This is a genomic window from Klebsiella sp. MISC125 (assembly GCF_051131775.1).
GTDB lineage: Bacteria > Pseudomonadota > Gammaproteobacteria > Enterobacterales > Enterobacteriaceae > Klebsiella.
Genome location: NZ_CP180448.1, coordinates 1,187,154 through 1,200,610, shown reverse-complemented (window position 1 = coordinate 1,200,610; position 13,457 = coordinate 1,187,154). Strand labels below are relative to the sequence as shown.

Below are 13,457 nucleotides of genomic sequence, written 5' to 3'. Positions count from 1 at the left end.
GCTACTGACTGACCGGGCAATGCAGCCGGGTCATCTGCGCCCGCCTTGCGGTGGGCATCGTGATCGTTACCGTGATGCTGACACATCTTTGCACCGATGTCTGCATACGGGATACCTGTCGGTTTGCCGGAATCTCGGCAGGGCTAAGCTGCCCGAATCGCCATGCGTCACGCCACAGCTGGCGATACTGATTGAGCTGCATAAAACCATTAGCCAGCCCACGTTGATATCCCGCCAACGCGGTAACGGTCATGATCAGCAACACTAAAGCTAGCAGCGTTTCCGGCAGGCTAAAACCGCGTTGTCGCCTCAAGGCATCTGACATAAGCTCGCCTCCTTTAGCGGGCAAAAATCACTCCAGCCGTGGGGTGAAAAGCGCAGCTGGTTTTGTTCAACAACACCGGATTGCCACAACAGCATGGTGCCGCTACCGCCTATCAGCAATACCGATGCGTCGCTGAAAATGCGCATACAAGCGCGCCAACCAAATTCGCCATTCTGCTGGCAGTTCGCTGCATCCTGCAACGACCAGGAGAGCCCCTTTCCCCACTGTAGTGCGGAATGCGCACCAGCAGTATCGCGAAGCGCCTGCGTTTCGCTGGCCGTTTGCGCCAACAAAGAACGCTGCTGCTGGTTTAACCCCTGAAGCAGCAGACTACCAAGCGCTAACAGCAGGAGCACCATCAGCAGTGAAGAGAGACCGCGCTGGCGATTCACAGGTTATATCCCGTTACGCTGTATTCCGCCTGCGCGTGAATTCGCGAGTCAGCAACGGATTGCGCCGCCAGCGTTATCGATAGCTCAGGGGGATAATCCGTCCTGCCCTGCCGGGTAATCTGAAACGTGGTGACTTTAATCGCCGCCGGGTTGGTCATTCTCTCCCAGCCTTTTCCGCTACAGTCACTCGCCCCGCGCAAGGTTTCCAGCGCTCCGTCGCGTAGCCGAAAGCCTGTCGTATCAGATTCCGACGACGGATAGGCATTCCAGACCCCGTCGCTGTTGCCATCCCAGCGCAGGAGCACACAATCGCCGCTGCCTGTAATGTGTAGCGCTTCCCCGCTACAGAGACCACGGCAATAACCGGCGCGTTGCAAATGCTTCGCCACGGTATAGAGACGCTGCCAGAGTTCATTTTCCAGAGACTGCTGCTGGGTCTGGTTCAGAACCGCTCGCTGCAAAGAGGGCAAAAAGCGGGCGCTTCCGAGTAATAAAACGGAGCTAATTGCCATCGCTATCAGCGTTTCGGGGAGAGAAAAGCCACGATGAATTACTGACATGATGTCGTCTCCTCGCCGCGACACAGGCGGATTCTCCCCCAGTTGGAAACAATAATATTCCAGCCGCCCGCTGCGCTTTGCAGCCTTATATGCCCGGCCCAGGCGGTATTGCGCAGGCCGTAAAACCCAAGACCTGGTGTGATCGCACTGAGCGAAACGTCCGGCCACAGCGGTTGCAACGTGAAAGCGCTCTTTACGCTACAGTTGGCCGCCGCGCCGGTGGCACTCAGGCACCAACCCTCCACGCTTTGCCCGACGTTTAATATCCGGTCGCGGTTGTGCCAGTTGGCGTCGTCGCGCAACAGCACAAGATAGTCCCGGACCTGGCAAGCGGTTTGCCACAGGCGCTGCTGCTGTCGCCAGCTCTGCCATCCGTATAGCCCACTGGCGCTAAGAATGACAACCAGCATCATCGTTATCAGGGTTTCAATCAGGGTATAGCCATGTTCTCTGTTCATGGGCCGAGTATGCGTATCATTGATGACTGATACGAACGGCAAAGTGAGGGTTTGCGTCGCGCGTCGGAGAGTATTTAAAGCGTTGCAATGGGTTGCAAAGTTGCGGGAAACCAGCTCGCAAAAAGCGGGTTCTGATCACGGTTTATAGCCGTCGTTTAGCTGGGTTGGCGCATAAAAAAACCGCCTGCAGAATGAAGTGAACTCCATTCTGCAGGCGGTTTTCCAGGTCTCAGGATTCGCACACCGCGACTTTAATCGCCAGACCGCCTCGTGCTGTTTCACGATATTTGGCATTCATATCTTTGCCTGTCTCAAACATCGTTTCGATGACTTTATCCAGTGAGACTTTTGGATCGCTGGTACGATACATAGCCATGCTGGCCGAATTAATGGCCTTCACTGCCGCAATCGCGTTACGCTCAATGCACGGTACCTGAACCTGTCCGGCCACCGGATCGCAGGTCAGACCGAGGTTATGTTCCATGCCGATTTCCGCGGCAATGCATACCTTATCCGGACTGCCACCCAGCAGCTCTGCCAGTCCGGCAGACGCCATCGAGCAGGCCACCCCCACTTCCCCCTGGCAACCAACCTCTGCCCCGGAAATAGACGCATTCATCTTGTACAGAATGCCAATCGCACCCGCGGTCAGATAGTAGCGCATATAGATTTCCGGCGTCACCGCCTTGATAAAGCGATCGTAATAGGCCAGTACCGCCGGGATAATGCCGCAGGCACCGTTGGTCGGTGCGGTAACGACTCGCCCGCCCGCCGCGTTCTCTTCCCCTACCGCCATCGCGAACATATTGACCCAATCCATCGCACTCAGTGGTGTAATCGACTGGCTCTGCGGTGCCAGCACGCGGTGCAGCGCAGAAGCACGACGTGGCACTTTTAGTGGTCCAGGCAAAATGCCTTCCGTGTTCATACCCCGGTTAATAGCATTTCTCATGGTCTCCCAGATTTTCGCCATATTTTGCTCAACGCTATCCCTGCCGTGGCGGGCGATCTCGTTTTTCATCATCACCGCAGAAATTGACAGGCAGTTGTCCTGGCAGTGTGCCAGCAGGTTGCGGGCAGAATAGAACGGGAACGGAATATCGACCTCCGCGTCCTGATTCTTGCCAAAGTTTTCCTCCGTGACGATAAAACCGCCACCAATGGAATAGTAAGTCTGAAAATGGACGATTTTTCCGTCGCAAAACGCGGTAATACTCATGCCATTTTCATGCAGCGGCAGAAACTCATTGTGAAAACGCATGCATTCTGCCACCGGGAACTGAATTTCTCTCTGGCCTTCTTCAATAAACAGACGATGCATGGTGTTTACATCGCAAATAATGCCGGGAATGGCGTCGATATCAACGGTATCCGGTAAATACCCGGACAGCCCAAGAATAATTGCAATATCGGTATGGTGGCCTTTACCCGTTAATGACAGAGAGCCATACACATCCACCACCAGACGAGTCACTTTATGCAGCAGGCCTTTTTCCTGCAGGGTATCAACAAAATGTTTTCCTGCTTTCATCGGCCCAACAGTATGTGAGCTGGACGGCCCGATGCTGATTTTGAAAATATCGAAAACGCTAATCATGTGGCACCCATGCGGTTACAAAGCAAAACGGATGTGCCGCCTGCGACAGGCGGCGCTGAAAACTTAGCTGAACAGTGAGAAGAAGATGGCGGAGATGGCAATCAACCCCATCACAACCACAAACACGTTGCTGATGTGACCGCTGTATTTGCGCATGGCCGGCACTTTATTGATGGCATACATCGGCATCAGGAACAGAATCATCGCGATAACCGGGCCGCCCAGCGTTTCAATCATGCCCAGGATACTCGGGTTCAGTGTCGCTACAATCCAGGTGGTCACCAACATGAACAGCGCAGTGATCTTGTTCAGTTTGTTGATTTCTATTGATTTCCCTTTACCGCGCAGGGACTTAATCACCATGCCATTGAAACCTTCACGCGCACCGAGGTAGTGGCCGAGGAAGGATTTGGTAATCGCAATCATCGCGATGACAGGTGCCATCCAGGCAATCACCGGCGCATTAAAATGGTTCGCCAGGTAAGAGAGGATGGAGATGTTCTGTGCTTTCGCTTCCGCCAGGTTTTCCGGAGAGAGGCTCAGCACACAGCTGAACACGAAGAACATAACGGTCAGCACCATCATGATGTGGGCAAAGCCCAGGATACGGGAACACTTACGCTCAGCGTCCTGACCGTATTCTTCACGTTTTGCCACCGCAAAAGAGGAGATGATCGGCGAATGGTTGAAGGAGAAAACCATTACCGGGATAGCCAGCCACAGGGTCATCCACAGACCATTACCCGTTGCGGAAGCGCTGCTCAGCGACAGGGTATCCAGTACCGCACCATTCCATTGCGGGATCAAATACAGCGCCAGCAGCATCAACGCAAACACGAACGGAAACACCAGCACGCTCATGGCCTTAACAATCATTTTTTCGCCAAAGCGGACAATGCCCATCATGCCGATAATCAAAATCAGCGACAAAATAGCGCGCGGCGGAGACGCCAGGCCAAGCTGGTGAGTAATAAAGCTATCAACCGTGTTGGTAATTGCGACGCTATAGACCAGCAGAATAGGATAAATAGCGAAGAAGTAGAGCAGCGTAATAAGCTTACCCGCACCAGTGCCGAAATGCTCTTCAACCACTTCGGTAATATCTTCACCCGGATTTTTTCCCGAGAGAACAAAACGGGTTAAACCACGGTGGGCAAAAAACGTCATAGGGAATGCGATAATGGCCATGATTATCAGCGGCACTAAGCCCCCTACCCCGGCGTTAATCGGCAGGAAAAGTACCCCCGCGCCAATCGCAGTACCGTACAGACCCAGCATCCAGACGGTATCACTTTTTCTCCAGCCGCTGCTCTCGCGAGCAACGAGGGTATTTTGAACGGTTTCCATAGTATTGCCTCAGTAATATAGAGTAGTGTCAGATTTATTTGACTCTGATTCAGGTAATAAATGTGCTGTGTTTATTTGGCTATTTTATTAAATACAACTAAGCTGATTCACTAACCGCGATCACATAACCTGATTTATAGAGAGGACTTTTAACGCATCAAAAATAGCACCAAAAATTTAATATTTTTTAAAGTATCATTTTTAATACGTTATTATTTCGACACCCACTTCAATTAGCCATATATTTATATATTTTAATTCCAGAGATAACAAACGATATTTGTCATACAATTCATGAGAATCAAAAAACATTATCTCCAATTTAAATATGTCAGATTGCTGATGGCTGCCAAACTGAGCAATCGTGGCAGGTTTCCACACCGGGCGACACCACAACGGCGTCCCGATGAGCCGTTATCGAGCCAGGTTTCTGAGGAAATATCCTAATTTGAGCCTCTGCCAGTCCGGTAAACAGCATCAACATCGCCACGAGGGCAATGGACAGTAACCGTCGCCGCAGAAGTACCTTAAATAACTGAAGAATATAACAACATCCAACTATTTAAAGGCGCTACCAAAAAAACAATGTTGTGACTATCGCAAAAGAGAAATTATCTGCTTTATTTATAATTTAATATGCTAAATAATCTGTCAGGATTTATTACGCAGTAGAGGAATTGAAATGCGTTTCAGTACGATGCCCGACAGTGAAATTATTTCTGAATTGTGCCGCAGAATTAAAGAAACGCGTATACAGCTTGGGCTGTCACAGATTGAGCTGGCCGAGCGCGCACAGGTCGGCGCTGCAACCATCAAACGCGTTGAATTAGGCGAGTCTGTTACTCTCAGTACGCTTATTGGTATTTTACGCGGTCTGGATCGTCTGCATCAGTTGGAGTCTGTTTTATTCGACTCACACATTCGTACCTTTAACGCGCAAATCAATACCACGACACCTTCCCGTATCCGTATTCGGAAAAAAACACATCAGCCAAAAGAGAAATTTGCCACGACCGCACAGACCAACGAGGCAAACGCCACCATTAACGAATGGTACACCTCAGCGGCCTCTCACAGCGTGGTGTGGTCTTTCCAGCCGCCTGACGCAGAGAAAAAAGGGTAGTCAGCTTTGGGGAGCGGTGCCGTTGCCAGCGCCAAATAGCTTTGATGTCCCTCCGGTATCATCCTTTCCAGAGAGGAAATAAAGGGCAACAGATTGCTTGAATCTGACTGAATAGTTTTTGTGTCCCATAAACAACAAACCCCTACTTGCTGGATATCCAACTTTCGGGGTTCACTTCAAGTATCAGCGGTTTTTCGTCGTCACTTCCAGATCAAATCGCCACAGGCGCTTTAATCCCCGGATGCGGGTCATAGCCTTCAATTTCGAAGTCTTCAAAACGGTAGTCGAAAATCGACGCCGGTTTGCGTTTGATGACCAGCTTCGGCAGCGCGCGCGGTTCGCGGCTCAGCTGCAGATGCGTCTGCTCCATATGGTTGCTGTACAGGTGAGTGTCGCCGCCAGTCCAGACAAAATCGCCTACTTCGAGGTCGCATTGCTGTGCGACCATATGCACCAGCAGCGCGTAGCTGGCGATATTGAACGGCAGGCCGAGGAACACGTCGCAAGAGCGCTGATACAACTGGCAAGAGAGCTTGCCGTCCGCCACATAGAACTGGAAGAACGCGTGGCACGGTGCCAGCGCCATTTTGTTCAGCTCGCCGACGTTCCATGCCGAAACGATGATGCGGCGCGAATCCGGGTCGTTTTTCAGCTGTTCCATTACGGTGCTGATCTGATCGATATGACGGCCATCCGGCGCAGGCCATGAACGCCACTGTTTGCCGTAGACCGGTCCCAGATCGCCATTCTCATCCGCCCACTCGTCCCAGATGGTGACGTTGTTTTCGCGCAAATACGCAACGTTTGTATCACCTTGCAGGAACCACAGCAGTTCATGGATGATGGAGCGTAAATGACAGCGCTTGGTCGTCACCAACGGGAATCCTTCCTGCAGGTTAAAACGCATCTGATGGCCGAAGATAGAGACTGTGCCAGTTCCGGTGCGGTCATTTTTTTGCGTGCCCTCAGCGAGCACTTTCTGCATCAAATCAAGATACTGTTTCATGGTTCCTCAAGAGTTTTGTTGCTGCGGACGACAACGGTACGCCCAGACCATCATTATGATACCCGCAAGCACCATCGGGATGGAAAGAATCTGCCCCATGCTAATGTACTGTACCCAGCCGCCAGTGAACTGCGCGTCGGGCTGACGGAAGAATTCCACGATGATGCGGAACAGGCCGTAGCCAATCAGGAACAGGCCAGAGACCGAACCGGTTGGGCGCGGTTTGCGGATAAACAGGTTCAGGATCAGGAACAACACCACACCTTCCAGCGCCATTTCATAGAGCTGCGAAGCGTGACGCGGCAGCGCGCCGTAAGTGTCGAACAGCGATTGCCACTCAGGATGCGACGGCAGCAGCGCCAGATCTTCTGCACGGGAGCCGGGGAAAATCATCGAATAGTGAAAACTCGGATCGACGCGTCCCCACAGTTCACCGTTGATAAAGTTGCCCAGACGCCCGGCACCCAGGCCAAATGGAATCAGCGGCGCAATAAAATCAGAGACCTGGAAGAAAGTGCGCTTCGTGCGTTTGGCGAAGATGATCATCACCAGAATCACGCCGATGAGGCCGCCATGGAAGGACATCCCGCCGTCCCAGACGCGGAACAGATAGAGCGGATCGTCGAGGAATACCGGCAGGTTATAGAAAAATACATAGCCAATACGACCACCGAGGAAGACCCCGAGGAACCCGGCATACAGCAGGTTTTCAACTTCGTTTTTCGTCCAACCACTGCCCGGACGATTGGCCCGACGGGTGGCCAACCACATCGCAAAAATAAACCCGACCAGGTACATCATGCCGTACCAGTGGAGGGCGAGCGGTCCAATGGAAAATATTACCGGATCAAACTCCGGAAAATGCAGGTAGCCACTATTCATCTGTCACCATAAACACTTGTTATTCCGCCGAAAGTGGACAGCGGTTATCGTTCGCGCCCGCCAAAAACGGGCGCTCCAAAGGCTGCGAATGATAGCATAAGCGTTAAGGACGATCCGCGCCGGACATGTAAAAGATATGTATACGAATGCGAATACGTAGCTGAACATTCCCAGAGGCGGCGCGCTGCACCTGTCCGGGCTACCCAACCCGCAAACTGTAGCCCCCGCTAGCGGCCACCGCGAATCAGGCCGCCCAAACCGCGTCTCTCCATAAAGGCGGCAACCTGGTGGCGAACTTCCGCAGTCATTTGCGCTTCCAGACTGCGGTGAGAAAGCTCCTGAGCCTCGTTGATATCAATGCGGCGCAGCAGGTATTTCACCCTCGCCACCGAACGACCGTTCATCGACAGATGGCGATAACCAAGACCAATCAGGATCGTCACGCACATCGGATCACCCGCCATTTCCCCGCAAAGACGCAGGTCGATACCAAAACGCTCGGCATCACGGGCAATCATCGCCAGCGCCCGCAGTACCGCCGGGTGCAGGCTATCGTACATACTGGCGACTCGGGTATTGTTACGATCCACGGCGAGAAGATACTGCGTCAGGTCATTAGTGCCAACGGAGATAAAATCGACGCGGCTGGCCAGTTGCGGCAGCATAAAGACCATCGAGGGCACTTCCAGCATCACGCCAAGACGCGGACGTGGAATGGCATAACCGATCATCTCTTCCACTTCACGGCTGGCACGATCGATAAGACGGCGGGCCTCATCCACTTCATCCAGGCTGGTGACCATCGGTAGCAAAATGCTGAGATTGCCGGTCGCCGCGTTGGCACGCAGCATCGCGCGCACCTGAACCAGAAAGATCTCCGGCTGATCGAGCGTGATCCGAATGCCACGCCAGCCAAGGCACGGATTTTCTTCGCTAATCGGCATATATGGCAGCTGTTTATCCGCCCCGATATCCAGCGTGCGCAGGGTCACCGATTTCTCGTTGAACATCTGCAACATACCCTGATACTGCGCAACCTGCTCCTCTTCAGAGGGGAAACCGCTTTGCAGCATAAAGGGGATTTCAGTGCGATACAGACCAATGCCGTCGACAAAATTGCCAAGTTTTTCTTCGTGCTCAGGGCTCAGGCCCGCGTTGAGCATCACTTTTACCCGCTCACCGCTTTTCAGTTCGGATGCGCGCTCGAGATCGTCTTCAGCCAGGCGACTGAGCTCGTTTTCTTCGCTGATCAGGCGCTGATACTCTTGCAGCAGCACCGGCTCTGGGTCAACCAGCAGCTCGCCGCGATAGCCGTCGACGATCAGGGTATGTCCGTGCAGCAGCGAAGGCTGAATATCCGCCCCCATCACCGTCGGAATGCCCAGCGCACGGACCATAATCGCAGCATGTGAGTTCGCCGCGCCGTCGCGAACGACCACGCCCGCTAAACGCTCCTGGGGAACTTCCGCCAGAGTCGCCGCCGACAGCTCATCGGCCACCAGCACAATGCGCTCTGGCCAGGTATTCGGACCTTGAATACTGTCATCAAGATGGAAAAGCAGCCGCTGGCCTAGCGTACGCAGATCGCCCGCGCGCTCTTTCAGATAACCATCGCTGAGCGCGGCAAACTGTTCGGCGAACTTCTCGATAATCTTCTTCACCGCCCACTCAGCCACCGCGCCTTGATCGACTTCGGCGAACAGCTCACGGCGCAGGCGCGCATCGGAAAGCAGGTGTGAATAGAGATCAAAGATTGCCGCTGTCTCTTTCTGCGCCCCGGCAGAATAGCGCTTGCTATAGCGGCGAAATTCATTGGCCGCCTCTTCCAGCGCGCCGGTCAGCCGTTCGCGCTCGGAAGCCGTATCGAGCGTCGAGGCTTCGTAGACCTGCTCCATCAACGGCAGGCTGACGTCCATCCAGCCTTCGGCAATCGCGACGCCCGATGAAGCGGGCAGCGCGCGGATGCGGGTCTGACGATATTGACCGAACAACGCGGTCAGTTGAGATTGAGAGAGAATGCCGGCGATTTGCGTGGCCAGAGTGACAAGAAAAGACTCTTCGCTTTCATCGAACTGACGCAGCTCGCGCTGCTGTACTACCAGTACCCCCAGCAGTTGACGCCGCTGGATGATCGGTACACCAAGGAAGGCGCGAAAACGGCCCTCTTTTACCGCAGGAATATATTTAAAGCTGGGGTGCTTTTGCGCGTCGGCAAGGTTAATAGGTTCCGCCAGGCGACCAACCAAACCGACCAGGCCTTCATCAAAAGCGAGCGCAACAATGCGCCCGCGGGGCTTTTTCAACCCGCGAGTCGCCATCAGGTAATAGCAGCGTCGGTCGTTGTCAGCCAGATAAACCGAACAGACTTCCGTCTCCATCGCGGCGCAGATATCGGTTACCAGGATATCCAGCGCCTCGTTTAAACGCGGCGCACTCGCGACCTTCTCGACTATTTCTCGCAACCGAGTGAGCATAATGTGCGTGGCTTAACCTCTTTTACGTCGATATGCAGGCGCGCTTTGCGGCTTAGGCGCGCTCTCCGCTAGCGCCATAGTGACGCTGGCAAACTCTTTCATCACCCGGCGGTAAACGTCGCGCTTAAACGACACCACTTGGCGTACCGGGTACCAGTAACTTACCCATCGCCAGCCATCAAACTCAGGTGTACTGCTGGTTTGCATATTGACATCCGCATCACTGCCGATCAATTGCAGGAGAAACCACTTTTGTTTCTGGCCGATACATACCGGCTTTGTGTCCCAACGCACCAAACGCTTAGGTAATTTGTAACGCAACCAGTTACGGGTTGAAGCCAGGATCCGCACATCTTTGCGGCTTAACCCAACTTCTTCGAACAATTCCCGATACATCGCTTGCTCTGCTGATTCTCCTGGATTAATGCCCCCTTGCGGGAACTGCCACGAGTGCTGACCATAGCGCCTGGCCCACATGACCTGGCCCTGGCGATTACAGATTACAATGCCGACATTTGGGCGGTAGCCATCGTCATCAATCACCGGACTACCTCAAAATAAGCTTCAATGTGAATGATTGTTTCACACTCGCTGGAAACGGTAAACCACTCTGTTAGCACGATGAGATCGAATAACATTTGAATAACTCACAGTAATACCCCGAGTTATAAACAGCGACAGCCATCATCGGGCGATTTTATTCACTTTTTCTGTGGATAGAGTTGTGAAGAAGTATGGAATTAACCAGGGAAAACCCGGAGTAATCCGAACGGCGTAGTGATAACACAAATAAATAATGACATGTTTTTCATTAAGTTATAATGAAAAACTTTCATAAACCATAGCATAACGTGATGATCATCACATATGAGATCCTGGAACTGATGAAAGATCGAGCAATGTTGGTTTTATCCACAGCTTAAGCAAGCCAACTGAGCATATTTCGTCTAAAAACTCGATTTTACCCGCACGTCAAGGCTGTAAATGGAAACAGTAGTGGGGCTTTTCCCCAGTTATCCCAGTTTTCTGTGGATAACATGGTGTAAGATCCTGTTCATTGCCAGTGACCAGTTCTGGAAAACTCGTTTTAACAATTTTTAAAGCGGTAAAAAATAGAAAAAAAAGTCATACGAATCATCACATTGTCATACTTACCCCAGAAAAGGTAAACTCTATCCACAACGGATGAAATTACCGCTCATTTTTTAGACAGAGGTTTCATGTTATGCCAACCATTGCGCCGCTCCCATCACCACCGCAAAGCCAGGAGCAACTGCTGGCCCAGGCGCAGCAGTTAGCAGGTTATTCGTTAGGTGAATTGGCCGCACTGGCGGGCATTCCGATCCCACGCGATTTAAAACGTGATAAAGGGTGGATCGGCATTCTGCTGGAGATTTGGCTAGGAGCCAGCGCGGGCAGTAAACCCGAGCAGGATTTTGCCGCGCTGGGCGTTGAGCTTAAAACGATACCGGTCGACTTTCAGGGCCGTCCGCTGGAGACCACCTTCGTCTGCGTTGCACCGCTTACCGGCAATAGCGGCGTCACCTGGGAGAGTAGCCACGTGCGCCATAAGCTTAAGCGCGTATTGTGGGTACCCGTTGAAGGCGCGCGCACGATCCCACTTGCCGAGCGCCGCGTCGGAGCGCCGCTGCTGTGGAGCCCGAGCGAAGAGGAAGATCGCCAGCTGCGCATGGACTGGGAAGAGTTAATGGACCTGATCGTTCTGGGGCAGGTTGAGCGTATCACCGCTCGCCATGGCGAAGTACTGCAGTTGCGTCCAAAAGCCGCGAACAGTAAAGCGCTAACCGAAGCCATCGGTACTCACGGCGAGCCCATCCTTACTCTACCGCGCGGGTTTTATCTAAAGAAAAATTTCACCGCCGCCCTGCTGGCCCGCCATTTCCTTCTCTCCTCTAAATAACGACCAGAAGATGATTAATTTTTTGTTCTGCCGCAATGGTTGCATATAATTGCATCTTTCTATTTTGCAGGACTTTGAACGATGTTATTTGCATGGGTAACCGATCCTAACGCCTGGCTGGCGCTTGGTACGCTGACGCTGCTGGAGATAGTGCTTGGGATCGATAATATTATTTTCCTCTCTCTGGTTGTCGCAAAACTCCCCACCGCGCAACGGGCTCATGCCCGCCGCATCGGGTTAATGGGGGCGATGATCATGCGTCTGGCGCTGTTGGCGTCAATCGCATGGGTCGTCAAGCTCACCAATCCATTGTTTACTGTGTTCAGCCAGGAGGTCTCTTTTCGCGATCTGATTCTGCTGCTCGGCGGGCTGTTCCTTATCTGGAAGGCAAGTAAAGAGATTCACGAATCGATCGAAGGGGAAGAGGAAGGGCTGAAAACCAACGTCCATTCATTTATGGGCGCGATTGTGCAGATTATGCTGCTGGATATTATTTTCAGCCTCGATTCGGTGATCACCGCCGTTGGGCTGTCGGATCATCTGTTTATTATGATGGCTGCGGTCATTATCTCGGTGCTGGTGATGATGTTTGCCGCTCGTTCGATAGGCGATTTTGTTGACCGCCACCCTTCAGTCAAAATGCTGGCGCTGTCGTTTTTGATTCTCGTCGGCTTCACGCTGATGCTCGAAAGTTTCGACGTGCACGTGCCGAAAGGTTACATCTATTTCGCGATGTTCTTTTCCATTGCGGTTGAAAGCCTCAACCTGCTGCGAAATAAAAAAAACCCGCTGTAACCCGCTAAAATGCAGCCCTGAAACGGGCTGCAATCCTTTTTTAAGACTTAACTGCTTTTTATGTCTCACAAATCAGGCTATTAATATACTGGTACGAGGTGCGGCCATAAATAATAGAGGTAACAACAATGAAAAAATGGGCAGTATTGATTTCCGCCGTAGGACTAGCGTTCTCGGTTTCCGGTTGCAGCAGCGATTACGTGATGGCGACCAAAGATGGTCGTATGATTCTGACTGATGGTAAACCCGCAGTAGATGATGATACCGGTCTAATCAGTTACGAAGATCAGCAAGGTAACAAAATGCAGATCAATCGTGATGACGTTTCCCAGATTATTAAACGTTAAGGTATTTAGTTGACCAGCAGCTTGTCATTCATCGCGTGGCTGCGCTGCCTCTTCAACATCCTTCAGTTTTCAAAAAAGAGTCGGGAAAATCTGATGCATCCACAGGGATAAATCAGGCTACGTTTCGCAAGCCCGGCTTTTTTGATCTTTTTACTTCCTCTTTTTCTCCCCCTCTGCCATTTTTATATTCCTTTGTCGGGGAACGCCTGACCTTGTAGATAAAAAAGGAA

General features: G+C 52.2%; 15 protein-coding genes and 2 pseudogenes. 5 read left to right on the top strand and 12 right to left on the bottom strand.

Going from position 1 to position 13,457, the window contains the following annotated elements; all coding sequences use genetic code 11:
• Nucleotide 1 precedes the first annotated feature (1 nt).
• From ACMYSL_RS05715 to ACMYSL_RS05685, 7 genes and pseudogenes are all read right to left on the bottom strand, one after another.
• Entirely contained in the window at nucleotides 2-325 is a 324-nt protein-coding gene (locus ACMYSL_RS05715) for a prepilin-type N-terminal cleavage/methylation domain-containing protein (RefSeq protein WP_434661683.1), read from the bottom strand.
• Nucleotides 310-717 (bottom strand): DUF2509 family protein, encoded by a 408-nt coding sequence (locus ACMYSL_RS05710; protein ID WP_434661682.1) that lies wholly within the window; start codon nucleotides 715-717, stop codon nucleotides 310-312. The genes ACMYSL_RS05715 and ACMYSL_RS05710 overlap by 16 nt, the downstream gene beginning before the upstream one ends.
• Nucleotides 714-1,277, bottom strand: coding sequence for a prepilin peptidase-dependent protein (locus tag ACMYSL_RS05705; RefSeq protein WP_434661680.1), 564 nt, complete (start codon nucleotides 1,275-1,277; stop codon nucleotides 714-716). Before ACMYSL_RS05705 ends, ACMYSL_RS05710 begins: the two co-directional genes overlap by 4 nt.
• Nucleotides 1,268-1,735, bottom strand: a complete 468-nt coding sequence (locus ACMYSL_RS05700) for a prepilin peptidase-dependent protein (protein ID WP_434661678.1) — start codon at nucleotides 1,733-1,735, stop codon at nucleotides 1,268-1,270. The genes ACMYSL_RS05705 and ACMYSL_RS05700 overlap by 10 nt, the downstream gene beginning before the upstream one ends.
• Nucleotides 1,736-1,964: 229 nt before the next feature.
• On the bottom strand, nucleotides 1,965-3,332 hold the full coding sequence (locus tag ACMYSL_RS05695) for an L-serine ammonia-lyase (RefSeq protein ID WP_304253369.1): 1,368 nt from the start codon (nucleotides 3,330-3,332) through the stop codon (nucleotides 1,965-1,967).
• A 63-nt stretch (nucleotides 3,333-3,395) separates the two neighbouring features.
• Nucleotides 3,396-4,679 (bottom strand): HAAAP family serine/threonine permease, encoded by a 1,284-nt coding sequence (locus ACMYSL_RS05690; protein WP_112213957.1) that lies wholly within the window; start codon nucleotides 4,677-4,679, stop codon nucleotides 3,396-3,398.
• Between the two features lie 443 nt (nucleotides 4,680-5,122).
• Nucleotides 5,123-5,167 (bottom strand): annotated as a pseudogene (locus tag ACMYSL_RS05685) (hypothetical protein); the annotation flags it as partial.
• A gap of 194 nt (nucleotides 5,168-5,361) precedes the next feature.
• On the opposite strand from ACMYSL_RS05685, the gene ACMYSL_RS05680 reads away from it, so the two are divergent.
• Complete coding sequence (locus tag ACMYSL_RS05680) at nucleotides 5,362-5,802, top strand: helix-turn-helix domain-containing protein (RefSeq protein WP_434661677.1); 441 nt, start codon at nucleotides 5,362-5,364, stop codon at nucleotides 5,800-5,802.
• Nucleotides 5,803-6,013: 211 nt separating this feature from the next.
• On the opposite strand, the gene thyA is transcribed toward ACMYSL_RS05680, so the two are convergent.
• The 5 genes and pseudogenes from thyA to ACMYSL_RS05655 form a co-directional block, all read right to left on the bottom strand.
• Entirely contained in the window at nucleotides 6,014-6,808 is a 795-nt protein-coding gene (thyA, locus tag ACMYSL_RS05675; protein WP_182234691.1) for a thymidylate synthase, read from the bottom strand.
• Nucleotides 6,809-6,814: 6 nt separating this feature from the next.
• Nucleotides 6,815-7,690: a prolipoprotein diacylglyceryl transferase gene (lgt, locus tag ACMYSL_RS05670; protein WP_110276449.1), complete on the bottom strand. Its 876-nt coding sequence runs from the start codon at nucleotides 7,688-7,690 to the stop codon at nucleotides 6,815-6,817.
• Nucleotides 7,691-7,917: 227 nt separating this feature from the next.
• Nucleotides 7,918-10,164 (bottom strand): phosphoenolpyruvate--protein phosphotransferase, encoded by a 2,247-nt coding sequence (ptsP, locus tag ACMYSL_RS05665; RefSeq protein WP_181485015.1) that lies wholly within the window; start codon nucleotides 10,162-10,164, stop codon nucleotides 7,918-7,920.
• A 12-nt stretch (nucleotides 10,165-10,176) separates the two neighbouring features.
• On the bottom strand, nucleotides 10,177-10,707 hold the full coding sequence (gene rppH / locus ACMYSL_RS05660) for an RNA pyrophosphohydrolase (RefSeq protein WP_112213962.1): 531 nt from the start codon (nucleotides 10,705-10,707) through the stop codon (nucleotides 10,177-10,179).
• A 424-nt stretch (nucleotides 10,708-11,131) separates the two neighbouring features.
• Nucleotides 11,132-11,203: pseudogene (locus ACMYSL_RS05655) on the bottom strand (hypothetical protein); the annotation flags it as partial.
• Between ACMYSL_RS05655 and ACMYSL_RS05650 the strand changes: the two are divergent.
• The 4 genes from ACMYSL_RS05650 to ACMYSL_RS05635 all read left to right on the top strand — a co-directional run bounded on the left by ACMYSL_RS05650 (nucleotide 11,191) and on the right by ACMYSL_RS05635 (nucleotide 13,227).
• Entirely contained in the window at nucleotides 11,191-11,265 is a 75-nt protein-coding gene (locus tag ACMYSL_RS05650; RefSeq protein WP_275944292.1) for a hypothetical protein, read from the top strand. The pseudogene ACMYSL_RS05655 and the gene ACMYSL_RS05650 overlap by 13 nt on opposite strands.
• A gap of 124 nt (nucleotides 11,266-11,389) precedes the next feature.
• Complete coding sequence (mutH, locus tag ACMYSL_RS05645) at nucleotides 11,390-12,085, top strand: DNA mismatch repair endonuclease MutH (protein ID WP_182234695.1); 696 nt, start codon at nucleotides 11,390-11,392, stop codon at nucleotides 12,083-12,085.
• A gap of 81 nt (nucleotides 12,086-12,166) precedes the next feature.
• The gene (locus ACMYSL_RS05640) at nucleotides 12,167-12,880 is read left to right on the top strand and encodes a TerC family protein (RefSeq protein ID WP_112213964.1); all 714 of its coding nucleotides are present in this window, start codon (nucleotides 12,167-12,169) and stop codon (nucleotides 12,878-12,880) included.
• 128 nt (nucleotides 12,881-13,008) lie between these two features.
• Nucleotides 13,009-13,227: a YgdI/YgdR family lipoprotein gene (locus ACMYSL_RS05635; RefSeq protein WP_004867116.1), complete on the top strand. Its 219-nt coding sequence runs from the start codon at nucleotides 13,009-13,011 to the stop codon at nucleotides 13,225-13,227.
• The last annotated feature ends 230 nt before the right edge of the window (nucleotides 13,228-13,457 follow it).

Bases quoted from the DNA above. Each gene is read 5' to 3' on its own strand.
- ACMYSL_RS05715 (WP_434661683.1), bottom strand. From the start codon at position 325: ATGTCAGATGCCTTGAGGCGACAACGCGGTTTTAGCCTGCCGGAAACG.
- ACMYSL_RS05705 (WP_434661680.1), bottom strand. From the start codon at position 1,277: ATGTCAGTAATTCATCGTGGCTTTTCTCTCCCCGAAACGCTGATAGCG.
- ACMYSL_RS05700 (WP_434661678.1), bottom strand. From the start codon at position 1,735: ATGAACAGAGAACATGGCTATACCCTGATTGAAACCCTGATAACGATG.
- ACMYSL_RS05695 (WP_304253369.1), bottom strand. From the start codon at position 3,332: ATGATTAGCGTTTTCGATATTTTCAAAATCAGCATCGGGCCGTCCAGC.
- ACMYSL_RS05690 (WP_112213957.1), bottom strand. From the start codon at position 4,679: ATGGAAACCGTTCAAAATACCCTCGTTGCTCGCGAGAGCAGCGGCTGG.
- ACMYSL_RS05680 (WP_434661677.1), top strand. From the start codon at position 5,362: ATGCGTTTCAGTACGATGCCCGACAGTGAAATTATTTCTGAATTGTGC.
- thyA (WP_182234691.1), bottom strand. From the start codon at position 6,808: ATGAAACAGTATCTTGATTTGATGCAGAAAGTGCTCGCTGAGGGCACG.
- lgt (WP_110276449.1), bottom strand. From the start codon at position 7,690: ATGAATAGTGGCTACCTGCATTTTCCGGAGTTTGATCCGGTAATATTT.
- ptsP (WP_181485015.1), bottom strand. From the start codon at position 10,164: ATGCTCACTCGGTTGCGAGAAATAGTCGAGAAGGTCGCGAGTGCGCCG.
- mutH (WP_182234695.1), top strand. From the start codon at position 11,390: ATGCCAACCATTGCGCCGCTCCCATCACCACCGCAAAGCCAGGAGCAA.
- ACMYSL_RS05640 (WP_112213964.1), top strand. From the start codon at position 12,167: ATGTTATTTGCATGGGTAACCGATCCTAACGCCTGGCTGGCGCTTGGT.
- ACMYSL_RS05635 (WP_004867116.1), top strand. From the start codon at position 13,009: ATGAAAAAATGGGCAGTATTGATTTCCGCCGTAGGACTAGCGTTCTCG.